The sequence below is a fragment of the Terribacillus saccharophilus genome, assembly GCF_046592595.1.
GTDB lineage: Bacteria > Bacillota > Bacilli > Bacillales > Amphibacillaceae > Terribacillus > Terribacillus saccharophilus_C.
This window is the reverse complement of record NZ_JAWVPF010000003.1, coordinates 286,256-301,406: the sequence shown is the minus strand read 5'-3', so window position 1 is coordinate 301,406 and position 15,151 is coordinate 286,256. Positions and strand designations below refer to the sequence as shown.

The following is a 15,151-nucleotide window of genomic DNA, read 5'->3' as shown; positions in this document are numbered from 1 at the left end:
GAAAGTAAATGGACTATATTACGTACCTGCGAAATATGGTTGGCCAGGAAAAAGTGATCATGGTTGTTGCGGGAGCATTCGTCCTGAATGACGCAAATGAATTATTGCTTCAAAAAAGAAAAGATAACGGAGAATGGGGATTGCCGGGTGGCTTTATGGAAATGGGAGAGAGCACAGAGGAAACAGCACAGCGGGAAGTTTTCGAAGAAACTGGACTTCAACTTGGAGAACTCCGGCTGTTCCGTGTGTACTCTGGACCTGAATATGACAAGACGTTTGCCAATGGTGATCAAGTGGCGCTTGTGCAAGTTTTGTACAGCTGCAAGGGATTTACCGGTGTAGTTATCAGGTCGAATAACGAGTCTGCTGATAATAGGTTTTTTTCGATGAATGCGTTGCCTCATGAACTATTTCAAGAGCATGTTTCACTTATACGGGACTTTCAGCAAGCCATTGAGATTGGAGAATATTGAAGCAAGGGTTTATGGTTCCAGGAAAATTAATGGATACAGGAAAACGCAAGTGTCGCTCTGCTATTATCGGGAATTATGACGTTAAAAGGCAGTATTCCTGTCTATACTGGTAATAAGCGAGGGGATTAGTGATGGCGAGACAGCAAACAGGCAGATGCGAGCTCTGCGGCAGGGACGAGGTCACCTTGACAGAGCATCATCTGATTCCGAAGGAAATGGGCGGTACATTTCTGGATACAAGCATGATATGTATACCATGCCATAAACAAATCCATGCTTTGTATACAAATGAGGAGCTTGCTGCAAGGCTTCCTAGTATCGAAGCCTTGCGTACGGATGAGAAGCTGTCCAAATATATTAAATGGATCCGCAAACAGCCTGCTGGCAGACTGGTGCGGACCAGGAAATCAAACAGCCGCCGCGGATATGGACGTTAGACGTACTTCTCCGCTTTGGCGCTATTGGCAAAATGCATCTTCGTGAACACTGGCAATGCTTGTCGTCCGTGTGTCCGGATTAATCGGCCTGCTGCCTGGTCGACAGCTGCGCTTGCTCCTTTTGGAATCGTGAAGCCCGCTTGTTTGGACAGTTTATCCATTTCTTTGATAAAGCTTGCCCGGGAAATGATTGATGCAGCAGCAACCGCAAGGGAATGACTTTCTGCTTTTGTCATGAAACTCACGTCTTGTTGAAGCTTCTCACCTTCCGTTGCTAGGTGCTTTATATAAGTTGAGGGCAGCTGGAACTGGTCGATCAAAATTCCCTCTGGCCTCGTCGGCGCTATTTTGGCAAGCAGCTTCTGGATGGCGTGATGGTGCAGCATCGTTTTCATTTTTCCTTGAGACCAGCCGCGCTGCTGCAGCTGATTGTATCTTTCGTTGCGCATCACAAGCAGCGAATAAGGAAGCTCCACATGCATCAGATCCTTGGCAATTCGCTGGATTGCATCATCCTTTAACAGCTTGGAATCTTTCACACCCAGCTCTTTCAAAAGAGCGAATTGGCTTCGGTCCACATACACACTCGCCACCGTGATCGGCCCGAAAAAGTCACCGGTGCCTGCTTCATCAGAGCCGATATGGGAAGCTGTGAATAAGGAAGGAGACGGTGCATACTTGTGATCATTGACACTTGGTTTGGAACCTGCCTTTTTTTGGGGATTATCCGGAGCACTTCCCCATTTATCTGCTTCTGTTTCCGGCGCCTTACCTTGGAAAAGTACTTTTCCGGATTTGTACGCGGTGATGGAACAGCCAGGAGTCTTCGCTGAAAAAACGGCACCAGGAGGGGCAGATTTCTCATCACGGCTGTATGTTACTTTCATCTGCTGGATTGTTTCCAGCGGCAATTGCAAAACGATTTGTCCCACGTTCATCTCTCCAATCTGACAATAAGTATAGCATGCCGTCCATCTATACAGAATAGTTTCCTAAATCGACACCTTCATGTTACTATTAAGACTAGTATTATAAGAGAGAAGTGAGGGGAGATAACGTGTCCCAATCTGATAAAACACGTGTTATGGTGGAGATACATAACCGGTCCTATACAATTGTCGGACAAGAGCCAGCCCATCGCATGCGGATGGTGGCAAGCCTTGTCGACCAGAAGATGTCGGAGATCCATCAAGCAAATCCGAATCTTGATACCGCGAAACTGGCCGTACTGACGGCTGTGAATACAACTAACGATTATTTAAAACTGAAAGAAGACTATGCACAATTGCTAGGCTCTATTACAAGGAAAGAGGCAAGAAAGGATAATGATTGATTTACTTATCATCGCCATGCTCTTGTTTGGCGTACTCGTTGGCCTAAAGCGCGGCTTCATCATGCAGCTGTTCCATTTGGCAAGCTTTGTCGTATCATTCATCGTTGCAGCCATATATTATGACCAGCTAGCGCCGAAGCTGGAGCTTTGGATCCCGTATCCGGATGTATCTTCCGATAGTGCTTGGTCTGATATATTCGGTGCTGTACCGCTCGATCAGGTATTCTACAATGCCATCGCGTTCGCAATTTTGTTCTTTGCGACGAAAATCATCTTGCATATCATCGGATCCATGCTGGATTTCATAGCAGACTTACCAATCCTACGCTCAGTGAATAAGCTTCTCGGCGGCGTACTCGGCTTTGTTGAAATCTATTTGCTCGTATTCGTGATATTGTATCTATCGGTATTGCTGCCGATCACCCCAGTGCAGGAAGCTCTGGACAGGTCAATACTAGCAGCATGGATCGTGGAGCACACACCATATATTTCAGGTGAGATCAAGGATCTATGGCTGAATCATGTTGCAAATAAATTACCCACAGAATTGATGGGATGAAATGCTTAACCCTTGCGGCATCGTGCGCAAGGGTTTTCTACCTTGTATTGAAAGGATGAGAGGAATGGCTATCAATAAAAAGGACGTAGTCAGACTGCTTGAAACAATCGCAATTTATCTTGAGCTAAAAGGGGAAAATACATTCAAGGTGTCTGCTTACCGGAAAGCTGCAGCGGCATTGGAAGCCAATGATCAATCCATCGATGAAATTGAGGACTTTACAAAGCTTAACGGAATCGGTAAGGGAACAGCGGCGGTTATCGAGGAATACATCAAAGACGAACAGTCTGATACATTGCGTCAGCTGCAGGAGGAAGTACCGGAAGGACTGGTACCATTACTTGATCTGCCAGGTCTAGGCGGCAAAAAGCTGGCCAAGCTGTATCAGGAGCTTGGTGTCATTGATGCGGCCAGCTTGAAAGAAGCGGTCGAATCAGGTAAAGTCGCATCGTTAAGCGGGTTCGGTAAGAAATCTGCTGAGAAGATTCTTGATGGCCTTGCAAATGTTGGATCCAGACCAGAACGAATTCCAATCGCCATGATGCTTCCGCTTGCGGAAAGAATCGAGTCTTTCCTGGAATCTTTGGAAGGTATTGAACAATTTGCCCGTGCAGGCAGTCTGCGGCGGATGCAGGAAACAGTGAAGGATTTGGATTTTATCATTGCAACCAACGATCCTAAAACTGTCCAGGAGCAGCTGCTTACTATCGATAATTTAAAAGAAGTCATCGCTAAAGGGGACACGAAAGTATCCGTCACACTAGAAGAAGGCTATGACATCAATGTAGACTTCCGCTTGATTGAACCAGCAGCATTCGCAACGACGCTGCACCATTTCACTGGTTCTGCCGACCATAATGTAGCTTTGCGCCAGCTGGCGAAAAAACGCGGCGAGCGCATCAGTGAATATGGAGTTGAGAATGTAGAAACAGGGGAATTGACTACATTCCAATCTGAAAAGGAATTTTTCGGACACTTTGGTTTGTCGTTCATTCCGCCTGAAGTACGGGAAGCACAAGGCGAGCTGGATAGCTTCAAGCAAGACATGCCGCTTGTTCAGCTTTCCGATATCCAAGGCGATTTGCATATGCACTCAACTTGGAGTGATGGTGCCCAGTCAATCGAGCAGATGGCCAAACAAGCCATGGAGCTAGGCTACTCTTATATAGCAATTACAGATCACTCTAAGTATCTTAAAGTGGCGAATGGTCTGGATGAAAAACGTCTGCGGAAACAAAGGGAAGAAATAGAGCGCATCAATGCGTTGTATCCGGACTTTCATATATTTGCTGGTGTCGAAATGGATATCCTGCCAGATGCCCGTTTAGATTTTGACGATGATTTTCTGCAGGAAATGGATTATGTCATTGGGGCCATTCATTCCAGCTTCTCGCAATCGGCTGATCAAATCAAAGAACGTCTCACAGCAGCGCTTGAGCATCCGAACGTCAATGTCATCGCTCATCCAACCGGACGACTTATCGGAAGAAGAGCCGGCTATGCGGCTGATCCGGACTGGCTCATCGAAAAAGCTGCCGAGACAGGTACTGTCATCGAGCTGAACGCCAATCCTAATAGACTGGATTTATCATGGACATACCTGAAAAAAGCGCAAGAACTTGGTGTAAAGATCGCTGTCAATACCGATGCACACAGCTATGCGACGCTGTCATTCATGGAAGTTGGCGTTGCTATGGCCCGCAAAGGCTGGCTTAAGCCGGAGACAGTTATCAACACTTGGTCCAAGAAGCAATTGATGGAGCTTTTTCAGCGTAAATAACAGCTAAAAAAGTGGGGGGAAAACATGAATAAACGAATATTCCGTGTACTGGAATTCGATAAAATCATACAAAAGCTAAGTGAACAGGCAGCATCATCACTTGGCAAGAAAAGAGTCATGAAAATAGAGCCAGCGACAGAGCTTGCAGAAGTGGAACAGCTGCAGGCAGAAACGGATGAAGCAGCATCTGTCATCCGACTTCGCGGCGGCATTCCGCTTGGCGGCATCTATGATATTCATGCGAGCGTCAAACGTGCAGTCATCGGCGGTATTCTAAATGCGAACGAATGCCTTGATATTGCCAGTACAATCTATGGCGGCAAAAACTTGAAGCATTTCATCGAAGAACTGGAAGAACCGGAAATGCCAATCATCCGCAGTCTTGTTGACCAGCTTGTTTCATTGAGTGATTTGGAGCGCCATATCAAGAGTGCGATTGATGATCATGGCCGTGTGATGGACGGAGCTTCAGAAAGACTCCGCGGGATCCGTTCCCGCATCCGTACGAACGAAAGCCGGGTAAGGGAAAAGCTTGAGTCCTATACGAGATCTAAGAGCAAGATGCTGTCAGACTCGATCATAACGATCCGGAATGACCGTTATGTCCTGCCAGTCAAACAAGAATATCGCGGGGCAATCGGAGGCATCGTACATGATCAGTCTTCTTCAGGTCAAACTTTGTTCATGGAACCTCAGGCTGTAGTTGATTTGAATAACCAGCTGCAGGAAGCAAGGGCACAGGAAAAAGCTGAGATTGAACGGATCCTGAAGGAAATCAGTATGCGAGTTGCGGAAGATGAAGCAATCTTGCTTGCGAATATCGAGATTCTCAGTCAGGTTGACTTCATTGCGGCACGTGCGAAGCTAGGTGCAGTCATGCGCTGTTCTATGCCGAAGATGAATGACAAAGGTATCATTCATTTGAAACAGGCCAGACATCCTCTGATCGATCCAGAGCAGGTAGTGGCAAATGATATCGATCTTGGTGAGGATTACTCTACCATCGTCATCACTGGTCCGAATACCGGCGGTAAGACGGTTACAATCAAAACGATCGGTTTGTTCACACTCATGGCTCAATCGGGTCTGCAGGTGCCAGCGCTTGATGGCGGTGAAATGGCAGTCTTCACGGAAGTGTTTGCCGACATTGGTGATGAACAATCGATTGAACAGAGCTTGAGTACCTTCAGCTCACATATGGTCAACATCGTTGATATTTTGAAGCAAGTCGATCATCAGTCCCTTGTACTATTTGATGAACTTGGTGCAGGAACGGATCCGCAGGAAGGTGCGGCGCTTGCAATGAGCATACTCGACGAAACGATTAAACGCGGCGCGACTGTCGTTGCGACGACGCATTATCCTGAGCTGAAGGCATACGGCTATAACCGCGAACGTGTCGTAAATGCGAGTGTGGAGTTTGATGTGGAAACACTCAGACCCACATATCGCTTGCTGATCGGAGTCCCGGGCCGCAGTAATGCATTCGAGATCTCCAGACGTCTTGGTTTGAAGGAATCCATCATTGATAGTGCCAAGGAATTGATCGGTACCGATTCGAAGAGTGTCGAAAACATGATCGCGTCTCTTGAAACATCCCGCAGGGAAGCTGAGCACGATTATGAAACAGCCCGGGCACAGCTTGAAGAAGCAGAAACACTGAGACGCGATTTGGAGAAGCAGTGGCAGGAATTCGATGCGAAGCGAGAGCGTTTGTATCAAAAAGCAGAAGAAAAAGCTGCCAAAGCTTTGGAACAGGCTAGAGAAGAAGCTGAAGAGATTGTTGCTTCCCTTCGCACGATGAAAAATCAAGCCAGTGTAAAAGAGCATGAAATCATCGAAGCCCGCAAACGACTGGAAGGTGCTTCACCGGAGCTTGCGAAAAAAGGCACGAAAGCAGCACCGCAAACGAAGGAAAACAAACAGCTCATGCCTGGCGATGAAGTACTTCTTCTTACTTTGGGACAAAAAGGTACAGTGGTCGAGAAGGTCAGTGACAAAGAATATTTGCTCCAAATTGGAATTATGAAAATAAAAGCGAAACGAAAAGACATCGAATTCGTAAAGAGACAGGACGTATTAAAAGAAAAGCCGGTTGCAACAGTCAAAGGCTCCGCCTATCATGTGAGCACAGAACTGGATTTGCGCGGGGAACGCTACGAGGACGCACTGCGCCGGGTCGAGAAATATGTGGATGATGCGCTGCTTGCAGGTTATCCGCACGTATCGATCATCCACGGTAAAGGCACGGGTGCCTTGCGCACAGGCGTGCAGGAATTTGCCAAACGACACCGGGCAGTGAAGAATTATCGTTCTGGCGGCATGAATGAAGGCGGAACCGGTGTAACCGTGCTTGAATTTCAGTAAACAACGGGGAGTACGGGATTATGGAGTCATTTTGGGAAAATACGATCGTCCTGACAGCCGCACGGTATAGCGTAGCGGTACTGAGTATCATCGTGTTTATGGCTATTTTTGAGCTGGTGACTTCCTATAAGAACTGGGAAGAGATCCGCCGCGGGAATTTATCTGTCGCGATGGCGACAGGCGGTAAGATGTTCGGTATAGCGAACGTACTTCGCTTTTCCTATGAACATAATGATGGGATCCTCCAGAGCATCATGTGGAGTTCCATTGGTTTTGTCATGCTGCTGATCGGCTACTTTATTTTTGAGTTCCTGACGCCGACGTACAAAATCGACTCGGAGATCGCTAATGATAACCGTGCGGTTGGATTTATTTCACTTGTTATTTCAGTGGGATTATCTTATGTTATAGGAGCAAGTATTTAGTGCAATGTTTAGGAATGAACGCTTCTAAGCAAACTAGTAGCGTTACGGACTTCAGCAGTGCTATACTCGATGAAAGCTTTTATTTAGGAGGAATAAACATGGCAATTGTAAATGCTACTGATTCAAACTTTAATACAGAAACAAGCCAAGGACTTGTCCTTGCTGATTTTTGGGCAACTTGGTGCGGACCTTGTAAAATGATCGCGCCTGTATTGGAAGAAATCGACGGTGAAATGAGCGATAAAGTTAAAATCGTGAAGCTTGACGTTGATGAAAACCAAGAAACTGCTGGCAAATTCGGCGTAATGAGCATCCCGACATTGCTTCTTTTCAAAGATGGCGAAGTTGTGGATCAAGTAATTGGCTACCAGCCAAAAGAAGCTCTTGTTGAGCTTGTTAACAAACACGCGTAAGCAATAGACATGAGATCCCTTGTTACATTCTGGTAACAAGGGATCCTTTATGTAAAGCACTAGTAAAAGGGGAAAGCGAATGAACAAGACGATAACGGATAAACTCGCTGTTCTGCCGCCGCAGCCTGGCTGTTACTTGATGAAGGATAAAAATGGGACGGTCATTTATGTTGGAAAGTCCAAGCTCCTCCGCAACCGGGTCAGGTCCTATTTCACCGGTGCACACGACCGCAAGACACAGCGGCTCGTAGCGGAAATCGTGGATTTCGAATATATTGTTACCTCCTCCGAAATCGAAGCACTCATCCTTGAAATGAACCTAATCAAGAAATATGATCCGAAATATAACATCCTCCTGAAGGATGATAAAACATATCCATATTTGAAAATCACAGCAGAAGAACAGCCGCGTTTGCTGGTGACACGAAAAGTGAAAAAAGATAAAGGCAAGTACTTCGGTCCATATCCGAACGTAATCGCAGCCCGGGAGACTAAAAAGCTGCTGGACAGACTTTACCCGCTGCGAAAATGTAATACGATGCCGGACCGTGTCTGCTTGTATTACCACATGCACCAATGTCTTGGTCCTTGTGTCTATCCTGTATCGCAGGAGACGAACCGGAATATCGTGCAGAATATCACGACATTCCTGAACGGCGGACACCATCAGATCAAGAAGGATTTACAGCAGAAGATGCAGGAAGCTGCAGAAGAGCTCGATTTCGAGCGTGCGAAAGAGCTGCGCGACCAAATCCAGCATATTGAATCTGTTATGGAGCAGCAGAAGATGACATTGACGGATCAAACAGACCGCGATGTTTTCGGTTTTGCTTATGACAAAGGCTGGATGTGCGTGCAAGTATTCTTCATCCGCCAAGGTAAGCTGATTGAACGTGATGTAAGTATGTTCCCGTTCTTTGATGAACCAGAAGAAACATTCCTTACTTTTGTCGGACGTTTCTATCTGCATCAAAACCATTTGCTGCCAAAGCAAGTGCTCGTCCCGATCGGTACGAATGTGGAGGGATTGCAGCAGCTTTTGGAAACGGATGTTGCCATTCCATATCGCGGCCGGAAAAAAGAGCTAGTCGAGCTTGCTGGAAAGAATGCGAAAATCGCCATCAAGGAGAAATTCTCACTTATCGAGCGTGATGAGGACCGGACAATCAAGGCGGTTGAATCGCTTGGAGAAAAGCTCAATATAGCGACACCGCATCGCATTGAAGCATTCGATAACTCCAACATCCAAGGGAGCGATCCGGTATCTGCCATGATCGTCTTCACTGATGGCCGGCCCGATAAGAAAGAGTATCGCAAATACAAGATACGGGATGTAAAAGGTCCCGATGATTATGATACGATGCGGGAAGTCATTCGCAGGCGGTATAAACGGGTGCTGCAGGACAATTTGCCTTTGCCTGACCTGATTGTCATTGATGGGGGTAAAGGACAAATGAGCGCAGCAATCGAAGTGCTGGAGGATGAACTAGGACTCGATATACCGGTTTGCGGCCTGGCGAAGGACGATAAGCACCGGACAAGTGAATTGCTGTACGGTACACCGCCGGAAGTTGTCGATTTCGAGCGGAACGCCCAAGATTTCTATTTGGTACAGCGTATCCAGGATGAAGTGCACCGATTCGCCATCAGCTTCCACCGCCAGCTGCGCGGAAAGAGCGCGATCAAATCGAAGCTGGATGATATTCCAGGAGTCGGCGAGAAGCGCAGGAGATTGCTCATGCGTCACTTTAAATCAGTGACAGCAATTCAAGAGGCGAGCGTTGAAGAAATCGCTAAGCTAGGCATCCCAGCACCTACTGCACAAGTAATATTGAACCATTTGAATAATCCTGAAGAAGCAGCAAATGAACAGGATGATGAAAGCCAGGCCTAAGCAGGCCTGTTTTTTTTGTGGTAAATGCTTTAATCCTTGTGAACTATGCTATACTTTATTTAACATATTTTTCCACAAAAAGAAAGAGGTAACATTTTATAAGTAACTATAAAATATTACTGCACGCCATACATTAGATGAAAGAGGAGATATATGAAAGAAGGTAAATATATTGCTATGCCTGTATCCTACCATCACCAGCTTATACAGGTTGTTGTGAGGGAAAGATGGACAAAAACGGTGAGTGAACTTTTAGCATTGAGATTAATGGAGCCGTTTCCTTATACAGGTTTGCGGCGAATAATAGAAAATTATACAACAGCGGATGAGTTGGATTTAGCGGACTGGAATACACATTGGATGGAAATTGGGGGAGCAGTGCAACATTTGATAAGAAGTAAGCTTCCTGAAAAGAATCTGATTAATTGGTGCAGCTTGAATTTCTTTTCGCGGCATCCGGAGTGGAGTAACCAGAACGATGTCATAATGGAGGAATATCCTGTATTCCATCGAGAATATATGGGATATGAGCGTGCTCGATTTTATGTATTGTTCTTTCATTATCAATGGACAGCTGGTCGGAAGTACTTGAAATAGGTAAGCATGCAGTTGCTGGAACTTATGATAAATTTTAACCTAATTTTGATTAGGTTAGTGTTTTCTTATTCGGAAAGGAACATAAGATACTGTAACGATATGGAAGTCAATTTGAATTGAGATCACTATCTGTAAGCTGATGAGAGGTGATATGATGGGGTTTTACGGCTTACTTTTGTTAGGGATGGCAATAAGTGCTATAGTATGCGCTATGGCATGGGCTGTTAATAAACAAACAAATTTTCATATTCCTCTAGTATTACCTAGTATCTGTTTCGGCGTCTTCATTATAGCTGCGGGACTAGTGGTGGGAGCTTGGGATGGTATGAGTATCTCCATTATTGGGCTCGGAACACTGGCTTATACTATTCTGCCGGCGTGCAGTATGATCGTTAACCGATTCCGACGTAAGAAGGGTTAAAGAAAGAAAAAAATAAAAGAAGCACACGTTAATGCAATTGGGTGCAAAATAGATGGGATGGAAGTGGTGGCATGAATGGGTTATAAGAACTTCTTGAAAGGTCCTGCTGCTATAAGCACCTTTTGTGCGTTATTTTCGTTGACACTCGGTACACTGAATTTCGTGCTTATCAAGTTCACGCCCGAACTATGGAAACAACTGAACTTCCTTGAGGGTTTTGTTATTAATACGGTGGTGTTTGGCACTTTGGCCAGTTTTATTCTGGCTTTTTTTGCATCTGATAAAAAAGTGAGGATAATTCTTATCTTATCAGCTTTATTGCTGGGTCTGACACTTTGCCCTCTAACTATTGCAACAGGTATTTTTTAAAACGAGCAAAGGGAGAAATGCAAAAAGATAACAATAAAAAATGACGTGTGGAATACACACGTCACTTCTTCTATTATATTTTGAATCCATCAATCTTCCTTAGCAAAATAAACATTGAATTGGACATGTTCCTTCTTCGGAACATTTTCGTCTACGCATTCACAGGCAAGTTCCTTGATCTGCTCGATGCTTGCAGCGAGGAAGCCTGCTTCCATTCGGTATTCTTTTCCGACTCCGACCTTCCATCTATGTAAGACTGGTGCTCCAGAGAGTTCGAATGTCATTTCTTGTCGTTTCTGTTTGATAAGGCTCAAGTTCCCCCAGCCCATCTGGATGAAGAAGTCCTCAACTTGTTCCATGGATGTCGGGTTTACTTTTCGTGCCAGTTTTTTGCCCATTACATAAAGGATGGAGGAAGCGTCCTCACCTAATAAGTCTGGTAAACTGACAAAACGCAATATATCGTGACCGGCACCATGAGTGATGAGCTGTTCCATATAATCCTTGTCGAATTCTTGCATTTTCTTTTGCATGCATGTCTTCCTTTCCCGCCTTGTTGCAATTACAAAGTATCTTTACTCACTTTACCATGAAAACCGGGTAAACTGCCAATGACTTTTGGCTGAATTAACAATGTTTATGAAACTGATAAAATTCATCGTTAATCGATTGATTTATATAAAATAAAAAAGAGATTAGTAAATTTTTTAAAGCGTTTTCTTGACGCCTAAATTTGATAGTTATACAATAATATTGTTAATAACGGATCTGGTTTTCATTCGGTTTTATTTTTAATCGGATATGAAAACGCAATCATTCTGTTAATTCAGAGAGCTACTGAGGGGGTACGTATGAACGAGAATCGAGAGTTTTTCTACCGCAGGCTTCATTCGTTGTTAGGAGTGCTTCCAATCGGAATCTTCCTTATCCAGCATTTGGTTATTAACCACTTTGCTGCTTACGGGAGCGGCAGCTTCAATACCGCAGCCGGTTTCATGCACAATCTTCCATTCCGCTTCGTGCTGGAATGGGTCGTCATCTACATACCGATCCTGTATCATGCCATTCTCGGTGTGTACATCGTACTGACAGGTAAGAACAATACAAGAAGATATGGATACTTCCGGAACCTGATGTTTCTGCTGCAGCGGATCACTGGTATCGTGACACTGATTTTCATCGCATGGCATGTCTATCAGACTCGTGTTATCACGATCTTTACGCAAGAAACAATCGATTTCGATTTCATGGAAGCGATCCTGACACAGCCATTCTTCTTCTGGTTCTACTTGATTGGCGTCATTTCCACAACGTTCCACTTCGCGAACGGCTTATGGAGCTTCCTGGTCACTTGGGGAATCACAGTTTCTCCGCGTTCCCAGCGAATCGCGACATATGCGACGCTGCTTGTGTTCCTTGGCGTAACGTATTTGGGGGTACGCTCTTTGCTGGCATTCGGCATGGGCGTATAAGATAGCGGCTTTAAGAGAGGGGACTTAAAGATATGAGTAAAAGAAATATAGTTGTTGTCGGCGGGGGACTGGCAGGCTTGATGGCAACCATCAAAGCAGCAGAAGCCGGCGTGCATGTAGATTTATTATCCATTGTTCCGGTAAAACGCTCCCACTCCGTTTGTGCACAAGGAGGCATCAACGGAGCGGTCAATACGAAAGGTGAAGGTGACTCCACCTGGGAACATTTCGACGATACAGTTTACGGAGGGGACTTCCTTGCCAATCAAGGGCCTGTAAAAGGAATGTGTGATGCAGCACCAAGTATCATCCACATGCTTGACCGGATGGGAGTCATGTTCAACCGGACACCAGAAGGACTTCTTGATTTCCGGCGTTTCGGGGGTACGCAATATCACCGGACAGCTTATGCCGGTGCAACGACTGGTCAGCAGCTGCTTTATGCACTGGATGAGCAGGTACGTCGCTTCGAAACTGCTGGTCTGGTAACAAAATATGAAGGCTGGGAATTCGTGCATGCCATCATCGATGAAGAAGGTGTCGGACGCGGTATCCTGACACAGAACATCCAATCCCATGAATTGCGCGCGTTGCGGGCGGATGCTGTCATCATGGCGACAGGCGGTCCTGGTATCATCTTCGGTAAATCGACAAACTCGATCATCAACACAGGTTCTGCTGCTGGAGCTTTGTATGAGCAAGGCGCAATTTATGCGAATGGAGAGTTCATCCAGATTCATCCTACAGCCATTCCTGGTGATGATAAGCTCCGCCTGATGAGTGAATCAGCTCGGGGAGAAGGCGGCCGTGTCTGGACATACAAAGATGGTGAGCCTTGGTACTTCCTTGAGGAGAAATACCCGGCGTACGGAAACTTGGTACCGCGTGATATTGCAACACGTGAAATCTTTGATGTATGTGTTAACCAAAAGCTCGGTATCAATGGCGAGAACATGGTTTATCTTGATCTTTCCCATAAGGATCCGAAAGAACTGGATGTCAAACTGGGCGGTATCATTGAGATTTATGAAAAATTCGCTGGTGACGATCCACGTAAGGTTCCAATGAAGATCTTCCCGGCAGTCCATTATTCCATGGGCGGTCTTTGGATCAGTGATGATCAGATGACAAACATTCCGGGAATCTTTGCAGCTGGAGAATGTGATTACTCCCAGCATGGTGCCAACCGCCTTGGTGCGAACTCCCTGCTGTCAGCAATATACGGCGGAATGGTTGCCGGTCCGAATGCGATCAAATATATCGACGGACTGGATAAGCATGCCGATGACATCTCCAGCAAATTATTCGATGATGCGCTTGCAAAAGAGCAGGCAAACTTCGATAAGATGATAAAGATGGACGGGAAAGAAAATGCGTACAAGCTGCATCGTGAGCTAGGCGAATGGATGACGGATAACGTGACAGTAGTTCGTGAAAACAGCAAATTGCTGAAAACGGATGATAAATTGCAGGAGCTGCAAGAGCGCTGGAACAATATCAATATCCATGATACATCCCTTTGGAGCAACCAAGGTGTCATGTTCACACGCCAGCTGAAAAACATGCTGCATTTGGCTCGTGTCATGACAATTGGAGCGTATATGCGAAATGAAAGCCGCGGCGCCCATTACAAACCAGAGTTCCCAGAACGGAACGATGAAGAATTCTTGAAGACTACGATGGCTAGATATGATGAATCTTCCAACTCACCAGACATCTATTATGAAGAAGTAGACACTTCCTATATCGTGCCGAGAAAACGTGACTACAGCCAAGCGAAAGCGAAGGAGGCAAAAGCATAATGGAAGCGACGAAAACGAAGCAAGAGACGATTACATTAATTGTGACACGTCAGAATGATCCGAGTAGCGCCCCTTATGAAGAAACCTTCCACGTACCATACCGGGAGAATATGAACGTCATCTCTGCTTTAATGGAGATCCGGAGAAACCCGGTGAATGCGGAAGGCAAGGAAACGACACCTATCTATTGGGATATGAACTGTCTGGAAGAGGTTTGCGGAGCATGTTCCATGGTCATCAACGGTACACCGAGACAGTCTTGTGCGGCACTTATCGATAAACTGGAGCAGCCAATCCGTCTTGAGCCAATGTCTACATTCCCGATCATCCGTGACTTGGCAGTTGACCGCTCCCAAATGTTCGATAGCTTGAAAAAAGTAAAAGCATGGGTACCGATTGATGGTACGTATGATCTCGGACCTGGGCCGCGTATGCCAGAGAAGAAAAGACAATGGGCATATGAGCTTTCCAAATGCATGACTTGCGGCGTGTGCTTGGAAGCATGCCCGAACGTGAACGATAAATCCGATTTCATCGGCCCAGCACCGATTTCCCAAGTTCGTTTGTTCAACGCCCACCCAACTGGTGCAATGAATAAAGGCGAACGTCTGGAAGCACTGATGGGAGAAGGCGGTATCGGCAGCTGCGGTAACTCACAGAACTGTGTGCAGGTCTGCCCGAAAGGTATTCCGTTGACAACATCCATCGCCGAGATGAACCGTGCAACGAATATCCAGTCGTTCAAGAACTTCTTTGGTAGTGATACGAACTACTAAAATAGAAGCCACCAGATGATAATCTGGTGGCTT

General features: G+C 45.8%; 16 protein-coding genes. 14 read left to right on the top strand and 2 right to left on the bottom strand.

What is annotated here, in order from left to right; genetic code table 11:
• The first annotated feature begins 8 nt into the window (after positions 1-8).
• Together SFC25_RS06615 and SFC25_RS06610 are read left to right on the top strand one after the other, a co-directional pair.
• Positions 9-473, top strand: coding sequence for an NUDIX hydrolase (locus SFC25_RS06615; protein ID WP_411214501.1), 465 nt, complete (start codon positions 9-11; stop codon positions 471-473).
• Between the two features lie 131 nt (positions 474-604).
• A complete protein-coding gene (locus SFC25_RS06610) occupies positions 605-910 on the top strand; it encodes an HNH endonuclease (RefSeq protein ID WP_411214500.1) in 306 nt (101 codons plus the stop codon).
• On the opposite strand, the gene rnhC is transcribed toward SFC25_RS06610, so the two are convergent.
• Positions 907-1,848, bottom strand: coding sequence for a ribonuclease HIII (rnhC, locus tag SFC25_RS06605; protein WP_411214499.1), 942 nt, complete (start codon positions 1,846-1,848; stop codon positions 907-909). The two genes, SFC25_RS06610 and rnhC, sit on opposite strands and share 4 nt — an antisense overlap.
• A 119-nt stretch (positions 1,849-1,967) precedes the next feature.
• Here rnhC and zapA point away from each other — a divergent pair, with 119 nt between their 5' ends.
• The 9 genes from zapA to SFC25_RS06555 all read left to right on the top strand — a co-directional run bounded on the left by zapA (position 1,968) and on the right by SFC25_RS06555 (position 11,068).
• The gene (gene zapA, locus SFC25_RS06600) at positions 1,968-2,243 is read left to right on the top strand and encodes a cell division protein ZapA (protein ID WP_411214498.1); all 276 of its coding nucleotides are present in this window, start codon (positions 1,968-1,970) and stop codon (positions 2,241-2,243) included.
• Positions 2,236-2,802 carry a CvpA family protein gene (locus SFC25_RS06595; protein WP_411214497.1) on the top strand — a complete coding sequence of 189 codons (567 nt, stop codon included), beginning with the start codon at positions 2,236-2,238 and terminating at the stop codon, positions 2,800-2,802. Before zapA ends, SFC25_RS06595 begins: the two co-directional genes overlap by 8 nt.
• A gap of 64 nt (positions 2,803-2,866) precedes the next feature.
• A complete protein-coding gene (polX, locus tag SFC25_RS06590; RefSeq protein ID WP_411214496.1) occupies positions 2,867-4,582 on the top strand; it encodes a DNA polymerase/3'-5' exonuclease PolX in 1,716 nt (571 codons plus the stop codon).
• A 24-nt stretch (positions 4,583-4,606) separates the two neighbouring features.
• Positions 4,607-6,949 (top strand): endonuclease MutS2, encoded by a 2,343-nt coding sequence (locus tag SFC25_RS06585; protein WP_411214495.1) that lies wholly within the window; start codon positions 4,607-4,609, stop codon positions 6,947-6,949.
• Between the two features lie 20 nt (positions 6,950-6,969).
• Positions 6,970-7,374, top strand: coding sequence for a DUF350 domain-containing protein (locus SFC25_RS06580; protein ID WP_411214494.1), 405 nt, complete (start codon positions 6,970-6,972; stop codon positions 7,372-7,374).
• A gap of 98 nt (positions 7,375-7,472) precedes the next feature.
• Positions 7,473-7,787, top strand: coding sequence for a thioredoxin (trxA, locus tag SFC25_RS06575; RefSeq protein WP_095220191.1), 315 nt, complete (start codon positions 7,473-7,475; stop codon positions 7,785-7,787).
• A 79-nt stretch (positions 7,788-7,866) separates the two neighbouring features.
• Positions 7,867-9,681 (top strand): excinuclease ABC subunit UvrC, encoded by a 1,815-nt coding sequence (gene uvrC, locus SFC25_RS06570; RefSeq protein ID WP_411214493.1) that lies wholly within the window; start codon positions 7,867-7,869, stop codon positions 9,679-9,681.
• 153 nt (positions 9,682-9,834) lie between these two features.
• Positions 9,835-10,278, top strand: a complete 444-nt coding sequence (locus tag SFC25_RS06565; RefSeq protein WP_411214492.1) for a YxiJ family protein — start codon at positions 9,835-9,837, stop codon at positions 10,276-10,278.
• 496 nt (positions 10,279-10,774) lie between these two features.
• The gene (locus SFC25_RS06555; protein ID WP_411214490.1) at positions 10,775-11,068 is read left to right on the top strand and encodes a hypothetical protein; all 294 of its coding nucleotides are present in this window, start codon (positions 10,775-10,777) and stop codon (positions 11,066-11,068) included.
• Between the two features lie 89 nt (positions 11,069-11,157).
• Here SFC25_RS06555 and SFC25_RS06550 read toward each other — a convergent pair whose 3' ends face one another.
• Positions 11,158-11,601, bottom strand: a complete 444-nt coding sequence (locus SFC25_RS06550) for a YslB family protein (RefSeq protein ID WP_095222226.1) — start codon at positions 11,599-11,601, stop codon at positions 11,158-11,160.
• Between the two features lie 318 nt (positions 11,602-11,919).
• On the opposite strand from SFC25_RS06550, the gene SFC25_RS06545 reads away from it, so the two are divergent.
• Genes SFC25_RS06545 through sdhB form a run of 3 tightly spaced genes read left to right on the top strand, consistent with a single transcriptional unit; the run spans position 11,920 to position 15,118 of the window.
• Positions 11,920-12,540 (top strand): succinate dehydrogenase cytochrome b558 subunit, encoded by a 621-nt coding sequence (locus tag SFC25_RS06545; protein ID WP_038562061.1) that lies wholly within the window; start codon positions 11,920-11,922, stop codon positions 12,538-12,540.
• Between the two features lie 32 nt (positions 12,541-12,572).
• Positions 12,573-14,342, top strand: a complete 1,770-nt coding sequence (sdhA, locus tag SFC25_RS06540; RefSeq protein WP_411214489.1) for a succinate dehydrogenase flavoprotein subunit — start codon at positions 12,573-12,575, stop codon at positions 14,340-14,342.
• Entirely contained in the window at positions 14,342-15,118 is a 777-nt protein-coding gene (sdhB, locus tag SFC25_RS06535; RefSeq protein WP_411214488.1) for a succinate dehydrogenase iron-sulfur subunit, read from the top strand. Before sdhA ends, sdhB begins: the two co-directional genes overlap by 1 nt.
• Positions 15,119-15,151: the final 33 nt, after the last annotated feature.

Bases quoted from the DNA above. Each gene is read 5' to 3' on its own strand.
- SFC25_RS06615 (WP_411214501.1), top strand. From the start codon at position 9: ATGGACTATATTACGTACCTGCGAAATATGGTTGGCCAGGAAAAAGTG.
- SFC25_RS06610 (WP_411214500.1), top strand. From the start codon at position 605: ATGGCGAGACAGCAAACAGGCAGATGCGAGCTCTGCGGCAGGGACGAG.
- rnhC (WP_411214499.1), bottom strand. From the start codon at position 1,848: ATGAACGTGGGACAAATCGTTTTGCAATTGCCGCTGGAAACAATCCAG.
- SFC25_RS06595 (WP_411214497.1), top strand. From the start codon at position 2,236: ATGATTGATTTACTTATCATCGCCATGCTCTTGTTTGGCGTACTCGTT.
- polX (WP_411214496.1), top strand. From the start codon at position 2,867: ATGGCTATCAATAAAAAGGACGTAGTCAGACTGCTTGAAACAATCGCA.
- SFC25_RS06585 (WP_411214495.1), top strand. From the start codon at position 4,607: ATGAATAAACGAATATTCCGTGTACTGGAATTCGATAAAATCATACAA.
- SFC25_RS06580 (WP_411214494.1), top strand. From the start codon at position 6,970: ATGGAGTCATTTTGGGAAAATACGATCGTCCTGACAGCCGCACGGTAT.
- trxA (WP_095220191.1), top strand. From the start codon at position 7,473: ATGGCAATTGTAAATGCTACTGATTCAAACTTTAATACAGAAACAAGC.
- uvrC (WP_411214493.1), top strand. From the start codon at position 7,867: ATGAACAAGACGATAACGGATAAACTCGCTGTTCTGCCGCCGCAGCCT.
- SFC25_RS06565 (WP_411214492.1), top strand. From the start codon at position 9,835: ATGAAAGAAGGTAAATATATTGCTATGCCTGTATCCTACCATCACCAG.
- SFC25_RS06555 (WP_411214490.1), top strand. From the start codon at position 10,775: ATGGGTTATAAGAACTTCTTGAAAGGTCCTGCTGCTATAAGCACCTTT.
- SFC25_RS06550 (WP_095222226.1), bottom strand. From the start codon at position 11,601: ATGCAAAAGAAAATGCAAGAATTCGACAAGGATTATATGGAACAGCTC.
- SFC25_RS06545 (WP_038562061.1), top strand. From the start codon at position 11,920: ATGAACGAGAATCGAGAGTTTTTCTACCGCAGGCTTCATTCGTTGTTA.
- sdhA (WP_411214489.1), top strand. From the start codon at position 12,573: ATGAGTAAAAGAAATATAGTTGTTGTCGGCGGGGGACTGGCAGGCTTG.
- sdhB (WP_411214488.1), top strand. From the start codon at position 14,342: ATGGAAGCGACGAAAACGAAGCAAGAGACGATTACATTAATTGTGACA.